This window comes from Nocardia sp. 852002-51101_SCH5132738 (genome assembly GCF_001665695.1).
Taxonomy (GTDB): Bacteria; Actinomycetota; Actinomycetes; order Mycobacteriales; family Mycobacteriaceae; genus Nocardia; species Nocardia nova.
The window spans coordinates 46,504-67,039 of sequence record NZ_LZML01000073.1 but is presented as its reverse complement, the minus strand read 5'-3'; the positions used below and the strand labels follow the sequence as shown (position 1 = coordinate 67,039).

The 20,536-nt window shown below is 67.7% G+C and carries 15 protein-coding genes; 4 read left to right on the top strand and 11 right to left on the bottom strand.

Features of this window, described 5'->3' with window-relative positions:
- Positions 1–399 precede the first annotated feature (399 nt).
- Positions 400–639 carry an Lsr2 family protein gene (locus tag A5789_RS38500; RefSeq protein ID WP_082940626.1) on the top strand — a complete coding sequence of 80 codons (240 nt, stop codon included), beginning with the start codon at positions 400–402 and terminating at the stop codon, positions 637–639.
- 537 nt (positions 640–1,176) lie between these two features.
- Here the strand turns inward: A5789_RS38500 and A5789_RS11300 are convergent.
- The 7 genes from A5789_RS11300 to A5789_RS11270 form a co-directional block, all read right to left on the bottom strand.
- Positions 1,177–2,214: a porin PorA family protein gene (locus tag A5789_RS11300; protein WP_155525830.1), complete on the bottom strand. Its 1,038-nt coding sequence runs from the start codon at positions 2,212–2,214 to the stop codon at positions 1,177–1,179.
- A 189-nt stretch (positions 2,215–2,403) separates the two neighbouring features.
- Positions 2,404–4,101 (bottom strand): 4Fe-4S binding protein, encoded by a 1,698-nt coding sequence (locus A5789_RS11295; RefSeq protein ID WP_082940624.1) that lies wholly within the window; start codon positions 4,099–4,101, stop codon positions 2,404–2,406.
- A gap of 63 nt (positions 4,102–4,164) precedes the next feature.
- Positions 4,165–4,803 (bottom strand): 3,4-dihydroxy-2-butanone-4-phosphate synthase, encoded by a 639-nt coding sequence (locus A5789_RS11290; RefSeq protein ID WP_082940623.1) that lies wholly within the window; start codon positions 4,801–4,803, stop codon positions 4,165–4,167.
- On the bottom strand, positions 4,790–5,587 hold the full coding sequence (locus tag A5789_RS11285) for an enoyl-CoA hydratase-related protein (RefSeq protein WP_064903346.1): 798 nt from the start codon (positions 5,585–5,587) through the stop codon (positions 4,790–4,792). The genes A5789_RS11290 and A5789_RS11285 overlap by 14 nt, the downstream gene beginning before the upstream one ends.
- A complete protein-coding gene (locus A5789_RS11280; RefSeq protein ID WP_064903344.1) occupies positions 5,584–6,504 on the bottom strand; it encodes an alpha/beta hydrolase in 921 nt (306 codons plus the stop codon). Before A5789_RS11280 ends, A5789_RS11285 begins: the two co-directional genes overlap by 4 nt.
- Positions 6,505–6,536: 32 nt before the next feature.
- Positions 6,537–7,025 carry a flavin reductase family protein gene (locus A5789_RS11275; RefSeq protein ID WP_064903342.1) on the bottom strand — a complete coding sequence of 163 codons (489 nt, stop codon included), beginning with the start codon at positions 7,023–7,025 and terminating at the stop codon, positions 6,537–6,539.
- An 88-nt stretch (positions 7,026–7,113) separates the two neighbouring features.
- Positions 7,114–8,010 carry an alpha/beta hydrolase fold domain-containing protein gene (locus A5789_RS11270; protein WP_064903339.1) on the bottom strand — a complete coding sequence of 299 codons (897 nt, stop codon included), beginning with the start codon at positions 8,008–8,010 and terminating at the stop codon, positions 7,114–7,116.
- Positions 8,011–8,323: 313 nt separating this feature from the next.
- Between A5789_RS11270 and A5789_RS11265 the strand changes: the two genes are divergently transcribed.
- A complete protein-coding gene (locus A5789_RS11265) occupies positions 8,324–10,462 on the top strand; it encodes an acetate--CoA ligase family protein (RefSeq protein ID WP_064903337.1) in 2,139 nt (712 codons plus the stop codon).
- An 86-nt stretch (positions 10,463–10,548) separates the two neighbouring features.
- On the opposite strand, the gene A5789_RS11260 is transcribed toward A5789_RS11265, so the two are convergent.
- From A5789_RS11260 to A5789_RS11250, 3 genes are all read right to left on the bottom strand, one after another.
- Entirely contained in the window at positions 10,549–11,694 is a 1,146-nt protein-coding gene (locus A5789_RS11260) for an RNA-guided endonuclease TnpB family protein (RefSeq protein WP_064903336.1), read from the bottom strand.
- 234 nt (positions 11,695–11,928) lie between these two features.
- On the bottom strand, positions 11,929–13,788 hold the full coding sequence (locus A5789_RS11255) for an acyl-CoA dehydrogenase (protein WP_064903335.1): 1,860 nt from the start codon (positions 13,786–13,788) through the stop codon (positions 11,929–11,931).
- A gap of 200 nt (positions 13,789–13,988) precedes the next feature.
- Positions 13,989–15,188: an acyl-CoA dehydrogenase family protein gene (locus tag A5789_RS11250; protein WP_064903366.1), complete on the bottom strand. Its 1,200-nt coding sequence runs from the start codon at positions 15,186–15,188 to the stop codon at positions 13,989–13,991.
- A gap of 641 nt (positions 15,189–15,829) precedes the next feature.
- On the opposite strand from A5789_RS11250, the gene A5789_RS11245 reads away from it, so the two are divergent.
- Positions 15,830–16,870 carry an LLM class F420-dependent oxidoreductase gene (locus tag A5789_RS11245; RefSeq protein ID WP_064903332.1) on the top strand — a complete coding sequence of 347 codons (1,041 nt, stop codon included), beginning with the start codon at positions 15,830–15,832 and terminating at the stop codon, positions 16,868–16,870.
- Between the two features lie 29 nt (positions 16,871–16,899).
- The gene (locus A5789_RS11240; RefSeq protein WP_064903330.1) at positions 16,900–18,834 is read left to right on the top strand and encodes an NAD(P)/FAD-dependent oxidoreductase; all 1,935 of its coding nucleotides are present in this window, start codon (positions 16,900–16,902) and stop codon (positions 18,832–18,834) included.
- A gap of 60 nt (positions 18,835–18,894) precedes the next feature.
- Here the strand turns inward: A5789_RS11240 and A5789_RS11235 are convergent, their stop codons facing one another.
- A complete protein-coding gene (locus A5789_RS11235) occupies positions 18,895–20,430 on the bottom strand; it encodes a long-chain-fatty-acid--CoA ligase (protein ID WP_064903328.1) in 1,536 nt (511 codons plus the stop codon).
- Between the last annotated feature and the right edge of the window lie 106 nt (positions 20,431–20,536).

The following is a 20,536-nucleotide window of genomic DNA, read 5'->3' as shown; positions in this document are numbered from 1 at the left end:
TGACCACCCTCTACTCGGCTACGACACGCCCAGACTTCGCTGAGGGCCCGTCGTACACCATCCTGCTGGACTCAACCCGCTGCGACTTCGACGATCGCGCCGATCCTCTCGCCGAGATCATCATGACCTCCGCCGACGGCACCGATCGATCACTGGTCCTGCTGCACTACAAGAACCGGCCGGCACCGGCACCGGGTTCCGCAATCATCGGCTTCGAGGTGAGCGGAATCGATGCTGTGGTGCAGCGAGTTGCCGACGCCGGCGGCACAGTGACCGAACCCCCTCGACTGATGACGAATATCGGATCAAGGTCGCCTTCGTCGAAGATCTGGAAGGACACGTACTGGAGATCTTTGAACGCATTTGATTTGCGAGCAGGTCCGGCGGTGACGATCCGGCCTGAGAGACGAGTCCAGCAAGAACGCCGACAAGCTTCGAAACACGTTCGAGCAGTGGACCAACGGCGCTCGCAAGATCGGCCGGGTTCCCCGCTCGAAGGCCAGGAGTGCTACACGCACCATGAGCGACAGGCAACGGACCGGCGCGATCCGCGAATGGGCGAAGAACAATGGCTACGACGTCTCGAGCTGCGGGCGAATCCAAGCCGACATAGTAGAGGCATACAACAAGGCGAGTTGATACTCGGCGTACGTGGTAAAACATCCGTGACGCGGCAACCCGGAAGCTGACGAGGCGGACGCGAGGGACTCCGCGATGCCGATACACCAGCCTCCGTGACTCCCTCCGAGGCATGGTGCCAACTGGTTGCCAGCCGCGAAAGTAGGCGGCGTGTCGCGAAACGACACGCCGACTACTTTTCTCCGATGCCGCCTTGATGCCGACCTGCGGCGACGCGAATATTGGGCCAGAGCAAAGTATTCAGTTACCGAATCCCACACAGAGGCACGCGGAACCGACCATCTCGAGTGCAGATGCGGGCGCGACGCAGCGGGCGCGGGTATCGAAACGGGAAGGTCCGATGCCGCCAATTCCGCTGTTCGATGGGTTCTACAGCACCTCACGTCACGAAGCGACGCCTCTCCGGAGCGCCCAAATACCACGTAGGGGTATCTGGGCTATCTCGCATTCTCCCGCGACTCAATGAGACACGATGAGAACCTACAGGCCAGGACAGGTGGCGGTGCCGCCAAGACGGAACCGGCTTCGTCGTCCAGCTCAGGCGGCCCGGCGCCGGACGATGCCGAGCGACAGAAGCGCGATGCCGATCACCACCATGGCCACCGGCAGCCACACGCCGAGGATCGACAGCATCGTCGAGTTCTTCGAGAAGGTGTTCGCGCTGGCGACCACCTCGTTCTCGGCGGTGTGAATGCTCACGATCGACAGCGGCAGGGCCGGGATGTCGCGGCCGTCGGCGGAGACGGTGACATACATGCCCTGGGTCTGCTCGACCTTCAGCGGCGCGCCGAACTCCGCGTCGACGGCGGCAGCGATCTCGTTGGTGCTGCCGAATCCGATGGCGACCGGGTCGGGCAGCAAAGGCAGTGCGGCCGTGAGGGCCTCGCGTGACTTCTCCGGGACGACGCCGGCCCGCAGTAGTCCCTCGATCATGGCCTTGGGCAGTTGCGCCGGGAAGCCATGGAAGCCGGCGAGCAGCGCCGGGTTGCCGATCGGGCCCGCGGCGTCGACGCGGTAGTTGTAGACCTTCCGGCCCTGCACTTCGCTTTCGTCGACGAAGGTCGCCCGCTGGGCGGTGCGGGTCACCGGATCGTAGAGCATGGTGTCGGTTGCGGCCGGGTCCATCGGCCAGCTGAAGGTGAGACCGCTGTGCGCCTCGAAGGTGGTCCGCCTGTCGGCCGGGACCAGTGAGTCCTTCTGTGCGTCGGTGAGTTCGACCGGTGAGTAGTCGACGCGGTCGACCGCATAGGTGTGCACGTCGTCCCGGGTCGAGGAATCCGGGAGGGTGACCACGGAGTTGCTGGTCACGACGGCGGTGTCGCCGTCGACCGCGTCGACGGTGAGGCTGCGGTCGGCGGTGATCGGCATCTTCGGAGTCAGCAGGGCGGCGAAGTCACCTGCCGCGAAGGCCTGCGAGTTCAGAGCCTGCATCGTGCCGTCGTACCGCTGCGACTGACTGAGATCGTCCGGCAGTTTCGTCATGGCGGGCAGCACCGCGAACCTGATGATCACCGCGCCGACTATCAGCACAGCCCCCGATACCGTCCAGACCACCGACGACTTACGAACAGACATCACAAGCTCCTTTGCTTTGGATGACGAGCAGACAGCTTCGAGTCGCGCGGGACCCACGACGGGGCCACCGCGCTACGGCGAAATCGCCGTTCAGGCCCGGGCATCGGGCCTGAGAGATCGCGGCGCCGATTGCGTCGCGACGAACGGACGGGCAAGTGCCGAGAAACATCGGCACTGCTCGACCGGGTCCTATCCCACCGGGTGCATCGCGGCTCCGGCAATCTCGACCATCTCCGCGGTGTCGGTGATCTTCACGCGGGGACGGCCGCGGTCGCGGCCACCCTTGCGCTCGGCGGCGTCGATGGCCAGCCAGCCCTTCCCGTCCACGACCTCCGGGCGGCGCTCGACGACCAACGCGGACAGCGCATCCCGGTCGCGGCCGGGCTTCGGCTGCGGCAGGCGATCCGAGAGCAGGTCGTCGATGAGTGCGGCGACGGTGTTCTGCGCGCACAGTTTGTTGGTGCCGATCACACCGGAGGGGCCGCGTTTGACCCAGCCGGTCGTGTAGACGCCGGCTAGGGCCGCGCCGGTGTCGGGATCGAGGACCCGGCCGTCGATGTTGGGAATCCGGCCCGCGTCCGCGTCGAAGGGCACACCCGGCACCGCTGTGCCGCGGTAGCCGATCGAGCGCAGGACCAGGCCGGCGTCGAGGATCTCGGTCGTGCCGGTGGGGCGGGCCTCGAGCGTGCCGCGCTCGGTGCGGACCAGTTCGTTGCGGACGATTTCGACGCCTTCGACATGATGGGCGCCGAGCAGCCGGACCGGTGAAGCGAGGTACCGCAGGACGATACGCTTGTTGCCCGGAGTCGTTGTGCTGTCGGAGTATTCGACGGCGACCCGTGTCTTCAGATCGGTCGAGAAGGGCGGGTCCTCGCCCGCGACGCCACCGAGATCGAGTTCGCGGGGGTCGACGAGCACGTCGACTCCCGGAATGCGACCGAGCGCCAGCAGTTCGGGAGTCGTGTAGGCGGCCTGCGCCACGCCGCGACGCCCGAGGACGACGACCTCGCGAATATTGCTCTGCCGCAGCGCTTCCAGTGCGTGCTCGGCCATGTCGCTGCGGACGAGAGCGTCCGGGTCGGAGACGAGCAGCCGGGCGACGTCGAGGGCGACGTTGCCGTTGCCGACGATCACCGCGCGTTCACCGGTCAGGTCGAAGGCGCGGTTCGCGTAGTCGGGGTGGCCGTTATACCAGGCGACGAACTCGGTGGCGGCCACGCTGCCGGGCAGGTCCGCGCCGGGGATCTCGAGTTTGCGATCCTCGAGCGCACCGACGGCGTAGATCACGGCGTGGTGGTGCGCGAGCAGGTCGTCGTGGGTGAGATCGCGGCCGATCTCGACATTCAGGTGGAACCGGAATCCGGGTTTGGCGGCGATCCGGCGGAACGCCTCGGTGATGGCCTTCGTGCCGAGATGATCGGGGGCGACCCCGGCGCGCACCAGCCCCCACGGCGTGGGCAGCCGATCGAACATCTCGATGTCGATTCCGCCGCTGGGTATCCGGGCCATCAGCTCGGCCGCGGCGTAGACACCGGCGGGTCCGGAGCCGACCACGGCGACCCGCAGGGGCGAATCGGGCTTGGGCACCTTCACCGGAGGCTGGGGAGCCGGTGGCGTTCCCGCGTCGAGCGGATTGCGGCGGAAGTAGTCCGCGTTGATCTCGCGATAGCGCAGCTGATCGTCGGGCAGTTCGTCCTCGGGGTGGATGGCATCGACAGGGCATGCCTCCATGCAGGCGCCACAGTCGATGCAGGTCCGCGGGTCGATGTAGAGCATCTCGGTGGAGCGGAAGTCCGGGTCGTCCGGGGTGGGGCGGATGCAGTTCACGGGGCACACCTGCACGCAGGCAGCGTCGTTACAGCATGGTTGGGTCACGACAAAAGACAAGGCAAACTCCTCGGACGAGTGCCGCCGGCCGCATCCGGCGGTCGGCGGTTCGGGATCCGGGAATCAATGCGTGAAGGTCACCGCATCGAATACCGAGACGAAGGTCAGCGCGTGATCGCGCGCGAATTCGATGCTCTCCTGCTCGTCGGCCATCCTGGTCGGATCCGTCGGGGAGACCAGCTCGCACAGGGCTGCCATCGGGCGCAGGCCGGCGACGCGCATCAGATGCACAACCGATTCGGCCACGCCGCTACCGCCGCGCCGGGCGATGATCGGGGCGACGTGTCCCGGCCTGGACAGGGCCGTCGGGATGGTCCGCGGGTCGGCGATGGTCCTGATCGTCCGCGCGCGGTCGGCCGCGGAGATGCCGGTGCCGGTGCCTTCCACGGCGTCCACCGTCACGGCGGGAACGGAGCTCGCGTCGAAACCACCGAACTGCCACATCGGCGGAAGCAACAGCCGGACGCAGTCCTCCTCCGGGACAGCAACTTTCACGAAGCCCGAGGTGTAGTGGACCATGAACGACACCGACTCGGTGGTGACGAATTCGGCGGCGGCGACCAGATTCGCCTCCCCGCAGGTGGGGTCGAACAGCACGATCGACCTGCCCGCGGCGAGATCGGCCGCGGCCTGCTCGACGCGAGCGCGATCGGTCTGCCGCGCATCGATCGGGGACATGGGCTTGATCTCAGCTACCGACATGGTCACTCCCAGTTCTTTCTCCGGTCTCCGGCCGGGTGCGTTGTGCGGTGAATGCCGCGATGGCGTCGCGGAAGCTGTCCGTCGTCGTCAGCCGGATCTGGCCGGTGCGCTCGCGGGCGAAGGCGTCGCCGAGTTCGGTCAGGCTCGAGTCGTTGACCGCGCGTTTGGTCACGGCGAGCGATTCGACCGAGATCCTGCTCAGTCGCGCGGTGAGCTTCGCCAGTTCCGCTTCGAAGACATCGGGTTCGTGCACCGCCGCCACCAAGCCCATACGTGCGGCGTCGGTCGCGCTCAGGCGCTCGCCGAGCAGCGACATCCGCATCGCGACCGCGCGTCCGACAGCGGCCGCGACCAGTGCTGTGGCGCCGCCGTCGGGCATCAAGCCGATCGAGGTGAACGGCATGGAGAAGAAGGCGTCCGAACGGACGACGGTGAAATCCGCTGCCAGCGCGAGTGATACGCCCACCCCCACGGCCGGGCCGCGCACCGCGGCGACGACCGGACGGGGCACAGCGACGATCGCCGAAATGCAGCGGGTCGCGGCGTCGGATGTGCTCGCGGTGTTCTCGACCGACAGCGGGTCCTCGACATCGAGGTCGCCACCGGCGCAAAAGGCTCGACCTGTCCCCGACAGCACGATCGTCCGCACGTCGGGGTCCGCGCCCGCGCTTTCGATCGCGTCGGCGAGTCGGTGCAGGGTGTCCTTGTCGACCGCGTTCATGCGGCCGGGACGATCGATCAGGATGTACCGCACCGTGGCGTCGTCGGTGACGCGCACGCTCATGGCAAAACCTTCCGCGAGAAGCCGGCGATCTCGGCCACACCTTCCCGCGCCTGCGGCAGGAAGTCGGTGAACAGCGTCCAGGCGTGGCAGGTGTCGGGGTGGACCGAGAGGGTGCTCGATCCGCCGGTCCGCTGCATCGCCTCGTGGATGCGCACGGCGTCGTCGAGAAGGATCTCGCTGTCGCTGGCCAGCAACAGCATCGGGGGGAGCCCGGCCAGATCGCCGAAAACCGGAGAGGCGAGAGGATCCGAGCGGTCGTGGCCCTGGAGATAGGTGGCCGCCAGCAGTCCGAGGTCGCGTTCGGTGATCACGGGGTCGGTGGCGCGATTGGTGACGACAGTGGCTCCGGACACGGTGAAGTCCGCGAGCGGCGAGACCACAGCCGCAGCCGCGGGCAAGGGACTACCGCTGTCACGTGACGCAATCAGTGTGGCTACGGTCAATCCGCCGCCGGCGGAGTCACCGCCGATAACGGTGTGCTCGGCGCCGAACTCGGCGATGACCGCGCCCAGAATCCGGGTTGCGTCGTCCAGTGCGGCGGGAAACGGGAACTCGGGGGCGAGCCGATAGTCGGGCACGATCACCACCGCGCTCATGGCGCGCGACAGCGCCGCGGCGGCGTGCCGGTACCCATGGGCGCTGCCCATGACGTATCCCCCGCCGTGCAACCACACCAGCACGTCGTCGCCGATGCCGGTCCCGGCCGAGACCCGCAGCACCGGGACGCCCTCGATGGTCGACTCGACCACCGAAACATCCTCGGCCAGTGCGGGTTCGAGCATCATCGCGTCGAGGTTGCCGCGCAACTGCGCCAGCGAGAGTCTGCCGTCGCCGAACACCGAGGCGAACGACGTGCGCGCTCGGTTCAGGGCTTCCGCACGGTCGAGCTCGGTCGCGGGGTTGTCCACGTGTGTCATTGCATGCCGTCCTTGGTCGAAACGATCCGCGCCTACAGTGCGGCGTGGGTGCCGAACACTCGGCCGTGATAGGTCAGTGGCGGCACGGTCAGGCTCTCCACGGCGATCGCACGGCCGAACACGATCGTGTGATCGGCGACCGTGATGGTGTCCATGACCTCGGCGGCCACCCAGTGCGGCACGCCCGCGATGCGGGGCACACCGCGGTCGACCTGCCAGGCGACATCGAGGAACTTGTCCTTGCCCTTGCGGGCGAATTGCGCTGCCAGCGCGGACTGCACGCTGCCGAGGACGTTGACGCCGAAGATCCCTGTTTCCAGGATCAGGCTCAACAGCTCCGAGCCCTGGTCCAGCGATACCAGCAGGGAGGGCGGCGTCATCGACAGGGAGGCGAAGGCGCTGACGGTCGTGCCGTGCGGGCGCTCGCCGTCCATGGCGGTCACGACCGCGACCGGCGTGCACACCGTGGCCATCGCGTCTCGGAATTGCGCGGTGAGGTCGGTCGTCTGCAGGGCGGACATCTCGGGCGTCCTTTCGTGCGTGGAAGTCTGACCGCGGGCGTCGCGCCCCGAGGGAGGCGACGCCCGCGAGTGGATCAGGTACCGGGATTCAGAGTCCGAGGTTCTTGCGGATGAAGGCGCCCGCTTCCTCGGCGGCCTGGACACCCTCGGGCAGGATCGCGGCGAACAGCGGCCACACGTGACACATGTCGTCGTAGAGCGAGACCGAGGCCGACCCGCCGGCAGCGGTGATCGAGGCCGCCGCACGGCGGGAGTCGTCGAGCAGCACTTCGCCGGAGCCGACCATGAACAACGCGGGCGGCAGGCCGCCCAGCTCGGCGAACAGCGGCGACACCAACGGATCCTTCGGGTCGCGCCCCTGCAGGTACGCCCCGCTGATATTGAGGATCGAGCCGCGGGAGACGGCGATGTCCTTACCGTCGAACTCGTCCACGCTCGCACCGCTGGCGGTGAGGTCGAGCAGCGGGGAGATGAAGACCGCCGCGCCGGGCAGGGCTTCGCCCTTGTCGCGCAGGACGGTCAGGGCGGCCAACGCCAGGCCGCCGCCCGCGGAGTCGCCGCCGGCCGCGGTATTGCCCGCGCCGTACTCCGCCACCAGTGCCGACAGCACGGCGGCGCCGTCGTCGAGCGCGGCGGGGAACACGTGCTCGGGCGAGAGCCGGTAGTCGGGCACGACGACGGGCACGCCGGCAGCACGCGAGAGCGTGTGCGCGAGGTTCTGGAAACCGCGTGCACTGCCCATCGAGTAGCCGCCGCCGTGGAACCACACGAGCACCTTGTCGCGCGCGGCGCCCTTCGCGGTGACCGACAGGACAGGGACGCCGCCTGCTTCACCTCCCACCGGCTCGATGCCCTCGGGGAGGGGGAACTGCAGCAGCAGTCGGTCGTAGGCGTCGCGCAGATCCTCGATCGTCGCCGTCGCCGGGTCGGGAAAACCTTCGAGATACATCTTCTCGGCGCGTGCGAGTGCCTCGGTCCTGGCCATGAATCCTCCGGATTGACTTCGAATCCCGGCGCACCTCTTCGCCGAGCATGTGAGCGAGCTTACATAGTTACTATTAACTTTTGAACCCATTTCCCAGGAACTTTTCGATTTCTCGGCAGAAAGCGACCATAACCGCTGTTCACGATGATAGATTTCGACGCAATCGAGCAGCGGCTCGGCGCCCGGCGGAACAGCGCGGGCGGCGCGAGCGCACCGCAGGCAGCATCTGCCCGGCTCGTCACTTCTCCCCCCGGCCACAGACATCGCAGGGTGCTCGACCGGACACCCGACACTCGATCAGAAGGACCACGTCATGACCCTCCTAGCGGACGACGATTCGGCGCGCACGCAGGAACCCGCCCCGCACCCGAGATCCCCCCTCGACCGCGTACTGAACCCGTCGACCATCGCGATCGTCGGCCTGAGTGACAAGTCCCCGGTCGCGCCCTTCATCCGGCCGACGCTCGACAGTGGCGCACAGGTGCACTTCGTCCACCCGAGCGCGCCCACCGTCTTCGGCACACCGACCCACTCCTCGATCTCCGAGGTGCCCGGCCCGATCGACGCCGTGCTCTCGGTGATGTCGGCCGAACGGACCGTGGCACTGGCCGAGGAATGCGCGTCGCTGGACTGCGGTGGGCTGATCATCTATGCCGCCGGCTTCTCCGAAGTCGGCGCGGACGGCGACGAGCTGCAACGCCGGCTGGTCGCCGCTGCACGGCGCGGCGGCATGGCCGTTGTGGGACCGAACAGCCTGGGCTACATCAGCGTTCCCCGCAGCCTCAATCTGACCGCCTCGGCGAACTACCACCCGCCGGCGGGCGGGGTGTCCATCGTCTCGCACAGCGGCGCGATGATCGGCGGCGTCGCCATCACCGCGGGCAGGCGGACCGGGGTGGGCATCTCGCGCCTGATCTCGGCGGGCAACGAAGCCGTCACCGACATCGCCGACTACCTCGACTTCCTGGCCGACGACCCGCAGACCACTGCCATCGGTCTGATCGTCGAAGGAATCCGCAGGCCCGAGGCGTTCTTCCGGGCGGCGCGGCGCTGTCGGGAGGCGGGCAAGCCGATCGTCGCGGTCAAGCTCGCCCGCAACAGCCGGACCCAGCAGATGGCGGCCTCGCACACCGGCGCGCTGGCCGGGAATTCCTGGGCCTACGACGTCGCATTCCGGCATGCCGGAATCCAGCTCGCCCACGACATCGAGGAAATGATCGACCGGCTCTCGATCGTCGACCAGCTCGACCCCGCGAAATGGAACTCCGTCGAGCGACTGGGCGTCGTCGCCGGCACCGGCGGCTTCGCCTCGCTGGCCTTCGACATCGCCGAGGCCGAAGGGCTCACCCTGCCGCCGCTGGACTCCCTCGCCGGCTGGGTCGCCTCGACGATCCCGGGCATCACCGTTCCGAACCCCCTGGACACCACCGGATTCGGCGCGACATTCTGGACCGACATCGTCGAACGCTATGTCGGATCACCCGACCTCGACGCGGTCGTGTTCGTCAACATGTGGGGTGAGGGCGACGACTCCCCCGTCTATCGCCGCCTCATCGACGATGTCGCCACCGCCGCACGCCGTTTCGGCAAGCCGGTCGCGATCGCCGCGGGCGCGGGCCCGGTCGGCTCGTTCGCCCGGGAAGTGATCGGCTCGGACGGCAGTGTCGCGCTCGGCTACGGACTGCGCGGTACCCTGCGCGGACTGCAGACGATGGGCGCGTTCGTCCGCGACCGCGCCACCGCCCGCCCGCAGGCCGAGCCCGTGGCGGCGCTCGCCTGCCCGCCCGGGCCGTTCTCCGTCACCGCGGACGGCCGCCGCTTCCTGCCGTTCACCCAGGCCATGGATCTGTTGGCGGAGTTCGGCATTCCCACCGCGCCGCACTGCGTCGTCGGTGGGGGCGAGCAGGCCGCACCGGGGTTCGAGGGCCCGTACGCGGTGAAGCTCGCCGACGTCCCGCACCGCACCGAGCTCGGCGCGGTGGCACTGAACGTCACACGGGTGGATCTCGATCGGGCAGTGGCCGACATGCGCGCGATCGCGGCACGCCACGGTGTCGGCGAGGTCGTCGCCGTGCAACCGATGGCCGCCGCGCGCGGTGAGCTGCTCGTGGGCGTGGAAGGCCGCAGTGAACTCGGGCCGATGGTGGTGCTTGGCATCGGCGGCATCCTCGTCGAGGTCCTCGAACGAGTCGGCGGCCGCCCGGCGCCGTTGACCCGCATCGACGCCGAAGCGCTCATCGAGGAGTTCCGCGAGCTGCGGATCATGCACGGCTACCGGGGATCGCAGCCGTGGCATCTGGACCGGCTCGCCGAGCTGCTGGTCGGATTCGGCCGCCTGGCCGCGGCCTGCCACAGCTGGCTCGAGTCGCTGGACGTCAATCCGCTGCTGGTCACCGCCGATGGATTGCTCGCTGTCGACGCGCTGTTCATCGTGCGCGAGGGCGCCGATTGACGTCCTCCCGGCCGTGAACGACCGGGATTCCTCCTGAACCCTGCGGTTCTCCGGTGGGCTCCTGTTTCACCGGGGCGTGCCCTCCGCTAAGCGGCTGGACTTACAGCCCCTCCGCAGGCGTTTAGCCTCTCGGCCCGTCCGGCCGCGAGGATGTTGATCGCCGCGTTCAGATCGCGGTCGTGGGTGGTCCCGCACCCGCACGTCCATTCGCGGACATGCAGGGCCTTCGCCTCTCCGATCACCCCGCAGTTCGAGCACATGCGGGTGGACGGCAACCACCGGTCCACCTTCGAGAAGGCCCGTCCATACCGGGCGGCCTTCTCCTCGAGCATGGTCACGAACATCGACCAACCCGCATCGTGAACCGATTTCGCCATACGCGTGCGGGCGAGACCTTTCACGCACAAGTCCTCCACGAATATCGCTTGGTTCTCGCGGATGATCTTCGTGGACTGCTTGTGCGCCCAGTCCCGCCGCGCATCCGCGACCCTGGCATGAGCCTTCGCCACCTCGACCCGGGCCTTGGCCCGGTTCTTCGACCCCTTCTCCTTACGCGACAGGGCCTGTTGCGCCTTCTTCAACCGACGTTCGGCCTGCCGCAGAAACTTCGGGGACTCGATCCGCTGCCCGTTCGACAAAACCGCGAACGTCGCCAACCCCAGGTCGATACCCACCTCGGACTCCACCGGCGGCAACGGCTGGTCGTCGGTGTGCACGACGAACGAGGCGAAGTATCTGCCCGCCGCGTCCTTGATGACCGACACCGACGACGGCGCCGACGGCAGTACCCGAGACCAGCGGACCGGAACATCCCCGATCTTCGGCAACCGCAACTTCCCGCCCAGGGTGACCGCGAACCGGGAATTCCTCGTGAACCGGATCGCCTGCCTGCTGTCCCGACGCGACCGGAACCTAGGCGGACCGACCCGTGCACCTTTCCGCTTCCCCGTCACCGAGGACAGGAAATTCCGGTAGGCGACGTTCAGATCGGCCAGCGCCTGTTGCAGCACCACCGAGGACACTTCCCCCAGCCACGCCCGCTGCGGGGTCGCCTTCGCAGCGGTCAACCGCTTCGACAGTTCCGCGTCGCTGATCCGCTGCCCCGCCTCGAACGCTTCCCGCCGCGCAGCGAGGGCATCGTTGTACACCACCCGCGCCGAACCGAACGCCCGAGCCAGCGCTATCTGCTGGCCGGGCGTCGGGTAGATGCGGAAGTTGTACCGAAGCTGCACACCCTGACGCTACCATTTCAGCACCTCAACCATGTTCGGGGACAACATGATTCACGCTCCCCATCCAGGGCATGCTCGGGCCTTGGCGGCCCTCCCGCGTGGGCCTTCGCCCCGCCCTGAAGGGCGGAGCACTAGCCCACATTTCGGTAGCGCAGCGGACAGACGAAACGGCGCGCCCGACTGGAAGTCGGGCGCGCCGTTCGTTTCCCGGCAGTTGTTCTGCCGGCGGACAGCTCAGAAGGCCGCTTCGTCCAGGGCCATGACCGAATCGTCCACCGCGCGGGCGATCGTGGCCTCCGCGGCCGTGACGGGCAGGACATTGCGGGCGAAGAACCGCGCCGCGGCGACCTTGCCCTCGTAGAACGCCGTGTCCTCGGCCGAGGCGCCGGCCTCGAGTGCGCGCAGGGCAATCGCGGCGCTGCGCAGCAGCAACCAGGCCACCAGGACATCGCCCAGCATGTAGAGCAGCCGGGTCGCGTTCAACCCCACCTTGTAGATCTCGGTCTCCGCGCCGCCGGCCTTCGGGTTCGCGGCGAGCAGGTCGGCGGTCATCTTCTCCACGACCGCCGAGACAGCGCCGACCGCCTCGACCAGCAGGTCGCGCTCGAATGCCAACTCGGCGCCGGCAGCCGGATCGTCGGCGAACGATGTCATCTCCCGGACGAGATGCCCGAACGCGACGCCGGAGTTCCTGGCGATCTTGCGGAAGAACAGGTCCTGGGCCTGGATGGCGGTGGTGCCCTCGTAGACGGTGTCGATCTTCGCGTCGCGCACGTACTGCTCGAGCGGATAGTCCTGCAGGTATCCCGATCCGCCGAAGGTCTGCAGGCATTCGGTGCCCAGCACCGTCCAGGAGCGCTCCGACCCGTAGCCCTTGACCACCGGCAGCAGCAGGTCGTTGACGGCCTCGGCCAGTGCGGTGTCCTCGCCCGCCGCGGCGGCGAGCGCGATCTCGTCCTGCCAGGAGGCGGTGTAGAGGACCAGCGAGCGCATTCCTTCGGCGTAGGACTTCTGGGTGAGCAGCGACCGGCGGATGTCCGGGTGGCGGGTGATGACGACCCGCGGCGCCCCCTTATCCGACGACCGGGTCAGATCGGCGCCCTGCACGCGCATCTTGGCGTAGTCGAGTGCGTTGAGGTAGCCGCTGGACAAAGTCGCGATCGCCTTGGAACCGACCATCATCCGGGCGTCCTCGATCACCTCGAACATCTGGTTGATACCGTCGTGCACCTCGCCGAGCAGCCAGCCGCGGGCCGGTTCGTTCTCGCCGAGAGTCATCTCGCAGGTCGCCGAGACCTTCACGCCCATCTTCTTCTCGACATTGGTGACGTAGACGCCGTTGCGTTCGCCGGTGAGTTCACCGGTCTCGAGGTCGAAGTGGAATTTCGGGACGAGAAAGAGGCTGAGCCCCTTGGTGCCCGGGCCGCCCACGCCCTCGACGCCCATCGGCCGGGCCAGCACGAGATGGATGATGTTGTCGGACAGATCGTGCTCGCCCGCGGTGATGAAGCGCTTGACGCCGACGATGTTCCAGGTGCCGTCCTCGTTCGGGATCGCCTTGGTCCGGCCGGCGCCGACATCGGAACCGGCGTCGGGTTCGGTGAGCATCATCGTCGCGCCCCACTGCTTCTCGGCGGCGATCTGCGCGATCCGCTTGTCGCGTTCGGTGCCGTTGCGGTACACGACTCTGGTCGCGGTCGGGAAGCCGACATAGGTCCACAGCGTGGGGTTGGCGCCGAGCACGAATTCGGCGAGTGCCCAGTTCAGTGAACTCGGCGCGTTCGTCCCGCCGAGTTCCGGCAGGACCCGCAGCCGCCACCACTCGGCGTCCATCCAGGTTTTGTACATGGCCGTGTACGCGGGCGGGATGGCCACCGTGTGCGCGGCGGCGTCGAAGACGGGCGGATGGCGGTCCGCCTCTTCGAAGGACTCGGCGAGATCCTCGCGGGCGAGGCGGTCGACCTCGCGCAGTGCGATCTTCGCGGTGTCCACGTCGACTTCCTCGAAGGGCCCGGCCCCCAGCACCCGGTCGCGTTCGAGCAGCTCGAACAGATTGAACTCCACATCGCGGAGATTGCTCTTGTAATGGCCCATCGTGGGTGCCTCTCACGCTTGTCGACCCACCCACGGCAGGTCGGGAAATATTTCGTGCACTTCGTGGCTCGACGGCGGGACCAGCGGAGGCGTCGGCCACGACCGGTGGGCATGCCGTGCTCACGCGGCATGCCCACCGTGTCATGTACGGCGACCGGGTCCGGCCTGGTCAGATGCTCACGCCTCGGCGGCTCGGATTCTTACGCCTCGGCGGCGTAGACCGGAAGCAGGACCGCGGCGGCGTCGACGAACATCTTCGGGTCGACGAGCAGGTGCTGAGTCGCCACGTTCATGTCCCGCACGAAACGGCCCAGCGTGCTGGTCCGGCCGATGCTCTGGCTGCCGCCCCAGCGATGCGCGAACATTACGATCTCGGCGGTGACCTCGTGCACCCACGACAGCATCTGCGCCGCGCGGGCGACCTGTTCGGGCGTCACCGGCTGCCCGGCGCTCACCGCGGCCTCGGCCGACTCGACGACGTCGTAGCAGTACAGGCGGGCGGCCTGCAGGTCGGCTTCCTTACGCGCGAAATCGAGCCGGAAGATGTCGGCTTCGCCGACCGGAACGGAGTAGGTGGGACGCACCTTGCCGTCGGTGATCTTCGCTACCAGTTCCAGTGCGCGAGTGGCGATTCCGAGCACGATCGGCGCGTGGCAGATGCCGCCGACGAACTCGTTGCCCAGCTTGTACAGGACCTCGGAGCGAGTCGGCGTGCCGCCGAAGGTCTGCGTGGTGTACTCCGCGGGCACGAACTTCTTCGAGATCGTGTAGTCGTGGCTGCCGGTGCCCGCCAGCCCCCAGACGTCCCAGTTGTTCTTGAACTCGACCTGCTCCTTGGGCAGCAGGGCGATGCGCGCCTGCGGCTGACCGTTGGCGCCCAGGATCGGATTGCCCTGTTCGTCGGCGACGTAGAAACCCGCACCGATCCAGGTCGCGTGATCCGAACCGCTGGCGAAGGAGTAGCCGCCGTCGATGATGTAGCCACCCTCGACCTGCACGCCGGGATGCCTCGGGAGGAGCTGACCCGCGACGATGAAGGGCTCGTCCCTGCTCAGCAACGCGTCCACGACCTCGGGCGAGAGTTGGCCGATCACGCCGGCGGTGCCCCAGGTGCTGGCCATCATGGCCCAGCCGGTCGAGCCGTCGGCCTTGGCGAGCTCTTCGTAGACCCGCATGCCCTCACTGGGGAGCAGACCGCCGCCGCCGAGCTCCACGGGCTCCAGCATCCGGTGCAGTCCCAGTTCGTCCAGCGCGTCCGCGACCGGCTTGGTGATCGTGCGGTCACGCTCGATGGCGGCGGCCTCTTGCCTGATCAGCGGCGCGATCGAGCGAGCGCGCTGCACGTAGTCGGTCACCCGGTCGCTGCCGGTAGCTGCCTCACGGGTCAGCGTCTCAGTCATGTTCATGCCTTTCATGCGGATGTCCATCCGGAGGCGCGCTCATCAGTCGAGTGGCTCCCACGCATCCGGTCTTCCCTGCCCCCTGCAGCGCCCCCCGAGGCGGCTCGAGACCAGGTCAGGGGCACTGTTGTGATCAAGGTAACATAGTTACTACTAATGTCAAGAACAGATTATGCAGGCCAGAGTCACTATTTCTGCCACAACGGTCCGAAATGGCCATTCACACCCGCCGCTCTGCCGCGGCGGGTAGCCCGCCACCAGCCAACTCGATCGGCCCGGACAGGCATTTCGCCCATCCGTCTGCCGAGAAAGGGTCGGCGGGCGAACTTCTCATCGAGTCGGCACAGGCGGGGTCGGCGCACCCGGAACTCGAGGACCACGAGCCTCCCGCCGAGGACGGCGGTTCGAGTCAGCCACTCCGGCGCATCACCACCGAGCCCGGCAATGCCCCATATTCACAAATAACTTTAGTTCAAAAATGGCGACTTTAACTAGCATTGACCACTTATAGTCACCATAGTTAGCATTAACACTCACTCGGAGCGGCGACTGTCGCGCCCCCCGAAGCCGGGTCAGCACGGTCGGCCGAACCCCCATCGAACGCAGCGCGGGCTGCGAATTTGCGGAAAGCAGGAGAGCACATGCGTATCGGCACGGTGCTGGACTTCGGTCCACCGTTCGACGAGATCGCCGCTCAGATCGTCGACTACGAGGCCGCCGGCCTCGACTCGGTGACGATGGGCGAGGCGTACACCTTCGATGCGGTCAGCCAGCTGGGCTACCTCGCGGCGCGCACCTCACGCATCGAACTCGCCACCGGCATCCTCCCGATCGCCTCCCGTACCCCGACCACACTGGCCATGACCGCCGCGGGCCTCGACTATGTGTCGAAGAGGCGATTCCGCCTCGGAATCGGTGCCTCCGGACCGCAGGTGGTCGAAGGATTTCATGGCGTCCCCTTCGGGCACGCGCTGGGCAAGACCAGGGAGACAATCGAGATCTGCCGCACCGTCTGGCGGCGCGAAGCACTGCGCCACCAGGGCAGGCACTTCCAGATCCCGCTTCCCGCCGACCGCGGCACCGGCCTGGGCAAACCGCTCAAACTCATCAATCACCCGGTCCGCGATCGGATTCCGGTCTCGATCGCCGCCTTGGGCGAGCAGATGGTCGAGCTCACCGCCGAGATCGCCGAGGGTTGGGAGCCCATCTTCTTCCACCCGGAGAAGCTGGAATCGGTGTGGGGTGCGGCGCTCGCCCGCGGAAGAGCCGAGCGCGCCGCCGAGTTGGGCGAGCTGAACATCATCGTGCGCCTTCCCCTCGCCGTCACCGACGATCCCGCGCCGTGGCTCGACCAGGCCCGCCCCCAACTCGCCCTCTACATCGGCGGCATGGGATCACGGACCCGCAACTTCTACAACGACCTCGCCAAACGCTACGGATTCGTCGCCGAGGCCGAGGCCATCCAGGAGCTGTTCCTTGCGGGCAAGCACCGTGCGGCGGCCGCCGCCGTCCCCGACGAACTCGTCCGCGCGACCTCACTGATCGGCCCCGCCTCCTATGTCGCCGAGCGCATCGCGATGCTCCGCGAGATCGGCGTCGGGCTGCTCAATGTCAGCCCCATGGCACCGACCCACGCCGAGCGGCTCTCGGCGATCGAACTCCTGCGCTCACTGACCGACTGACCATCCAATCCACTCCCGAAGGACACGACATGAGCCCGACCATCCCACCGAACCCCGATCTCGACCGCGCCACCGTGCACGCCGCCGTCACCGCGGGCAACATTCCCTGCCTGCTGCCGGTGATCTACCAGCTGACCGGCGAGGAGAAGTGGCTGTCGGCGCCCTACGTCCCCGCCGCACCCAAGGGGTACGAGGAACTGAACTCGGGCGGACTCGATCCGGCGATCCAAGCCGAGATCCACGAGGCCGCCACCGACGCCATCCTCGACTGGAGCAGGGGCAAGCCGATCGCGCAGCCCGCACCGACCGGCGGCGAACTCGCTCGCCTGATGAGCACCGTCATGGGCGAGCCGATCCCGGAGACCTACTCCCCCATGATCGCCGAGCAACTCGGCTTCACCCCGTTCGAACCCGCCGACATCGGGGCGCTCATCGAGCACGACCGGCCCGACTTCGGCGTCGTCATCGTCGGCGCGGGTATCTCCGGCCTGGCCTGCGCCATCCACCTCGACAAGGCGGGTATCCCCTACACCGTGTTCGAGCGCAACGACCGCATCGGCGGCACCTGGTGGGAGAACACCTATCCCGGCGCGCGCGTCGACATCCCCAGCGATCTGTACTCCTACTCGTTCCGGCCCAAGAACTGGACCGAAAACTTCGCCCGCCGCGACGAGCTCTTCGGCTACCTCGAGGATGTCGCTCGCGAATCCGGCGTGCTCGACAAGATCCGACTGCGCCATTCCGTCGACAACGCCGTCTGGGACGACCAGGCCCGGCAGTGGGTGATCTCGGTGACCGGACCGGACGGCGAGCGACAGGAACTGCGCGCCACCGCGCTGGTGACCGCGGCCGGCCTGCACAGCACCCCCAATGTCCCGGAATTCCCCGGCACGGACGATTTCCGCGGCCAGATCGTGCATGCGGCGCGCTGGCCCGAGGACATCGACCTCACCGGCAAGCGGGTGGCGGTCGTGGGCAGCGGCGCCGCCGCCATGCAGCTGGTCGTGGCCATCACCGACCAGGTGCAGAGCATGGTGGTGCTGCAGCGTCAGCCGCAATGGATCGCGCCCAACGAACACTATTTCCAGCCCTCGCCGCAGTCCAAGCACTGGCTGTACGACAACATTCCCTTCTACCGCGGCTGGTACCGGTTCCGGCTGTACTGGCTCTACACCGAACGCACCTACGCCGCCCTGCCGGTCGACCCGCAGCGCGAGGCGAAGGGCAAGCTCGTCAGCTCGCTCAACGACGCGTATCGCGCCTACCTGACCCAGTATCTGGAGCAGCAGTTGGCCGGGCACGAGCAGCTGCGTGAGCAGACGCTGCCCACCTACCCGCCGTTCGGCAAGCGGCTGCTGATCGACAACGGCTGGTTCACCACGCTGGTGAAGCCGCATGTCGAACTGCTCACCGACAGTGTCGAGCGGCTGACGCCGGCCGGGCTCGTCACCGTGGGCGGCGAGGAACGCGAGATCGACGTGCTGATCTTGTGCACGGGCTTCCAGCAGCAGCGCTACCTGTACCCGATGGACATCCGCGGCCGTGACGGCATCGCGCTGCGCGAGCACTGGGACGACGACAACGGACGCGCCCATCTGGGCATCACCACGCCGGGCTTTCCGAACCTGTTCTTCCTCTACGGACCGAACACCAATCCGCCGGGCGGAAGCTTCATCACCATCGGTGAGGCGCAGGTCCGTTACGTCGTCGAGGCGATCAGCCGCCTGGTCACCGACGACCTGGCGACCCTGGAATGCCGCCAGGATGCCTACGACCGGTACAACGAAGAACTCGACGAGGCGAACTCGCGCATGGTGTACGCCATGGACGGCGTGAACAGCTACTACCGCAATTCCACCGGACGAGTGGTGACCAACTCCCCGTGGCCGGTCGTCGAATACTGGACGCGGACACAGCACCCCGATCCCGCCGACTTCGTGGCGACGCCGCGCGGTGCGGACTGAGCTGTTCGGCACGGCCGGTGCGGTGAGCTCACCGCACCGGCTCGTACGCACGGCGCCGCCTCAGTTGATGCGGCGATCCATCCCCTGCCAATAGGGTTCGCGTAGATCGCGCTTGAGGACCTTGCCGACCGCGCTGCGCGGCAGCGCGTCGACGAACGTCACAGAGACCGGGCATTTGAACTTCGCGAGGTTGGCCCGGCAGTGCTCCAGGACCATCTGCTCGGTGACGGTCGCGCCCGCGGCGAGCACGACCACCGCGACAGGACTCTCGCCCCAACGCTCGCTCGGTACGCCGATGACCGCCACATCGGCGATGCCGGGCATCTCGAACAGGACTTCCTCGATCTCGCGCGGGTAGATGTTCTCCCCACCGGAGACGATCATGTCCTTCACCCGATCGGAGATGAACACGAGCCCCTCGGCGTCGAGATAGCCCGCGTCGCCGGTGTGCATCCACCCGCCCGCGAGCGCGGCCCGGCTCGCCTCCTCCAGTCCCCAGTAGCCGTCCATGAGTTGCGGGCCGCGGACCACGATCTCGCCGACCGCACCGACCGGGAGCGGCTCACCGTCGCGTCCGACCACGCGGACGGCGGACCCGAGCACCGGACGTCCCGCCGAGGCCAGGATGTCCGGGCGGCCTGCCACGGCCCGGCGATGGTCCTCGGGAGCCAGAATCGTGGCCACCGCGGTGGTTTCGGTCATGCCGTAGGCCTGGGCGAAATCGCAGCCGAACACCTCCATCGCCCGCTTGACGAGTTCGACCGCCATCGGCGCCGAGCCGTAGACCATCAGCTCCAGCGCCGAAAAGTCCAGCTGCGCGGCGAGGGGGTCCTCGATCATGCCCTGGATCATTGCGGGGGCCAGCGTGAGGAGCTGGATGCGTCGCTCGGACATCTCCCGCAGCACCGTGGTGCGGTCGAAATCGCGCACCACATGCACCGAGCAGCCGCCGGAGGTGTAGGCCAGGATCTGCAGCGCGGCACCGGCGTGGAACAGCGGCATGACGCAGAGCGTGGCGCGGCGCACCGAGCTCAGCGCCAGCTGGATCTGCAGGGCGTTGGTGCAGGCCGCCCGGTGCGACACCATGGCGCCCTTGGGTTTTCCGGTAGTGCCGCTGGTGTACATCTGGTGGTAGATCGCCTCGGCCGGGACATCGCGGTCGATCGCGTCGTCCGAGGTCGCGGCGACCTCCTCGGCGAACCGCAGGCGCGACGGGCTGTCGTCGCGGATGACCGACGCCGTGATGCCGGGGACGGCCGCGGTCAGCGCCTGCGCGTAGTCCTCGTGGACGACGGCCAGGCGGCACCCGGCGTCCTCTGCGATGTATTTCCACTCCTGGGGCGCCAGCCGGAAGTTGAGCGGCACCGGCACCACGCCCGCGCGGGACGCGCCGAAGTACAGCGCGATCATCTCGAGCGAGTTGCGGTCGAGCAGGCAGAAGCGCTCGCCGGGCCGCAGTTCGCCTGCCAGCCAGTTGCCGACCCGGTGGGTCCACCGGCGCATCTCGTCCCAGGTGAGACTGCGGCTGCCGTCGGTCACATAGACCTCGTCCGGGAAACGTTCGGCCCAGTGGTCCAGCAGTTCGTGGACGCGCATCTGCGCCCTCCTCCGATAGTCGAAAGCCGGGCCGCCCGGTGGGCGGCCCGGCGGTAGGTGATCAGATCACGAGGGGTGACTCCCCATCCGTCGATACGACGACCTG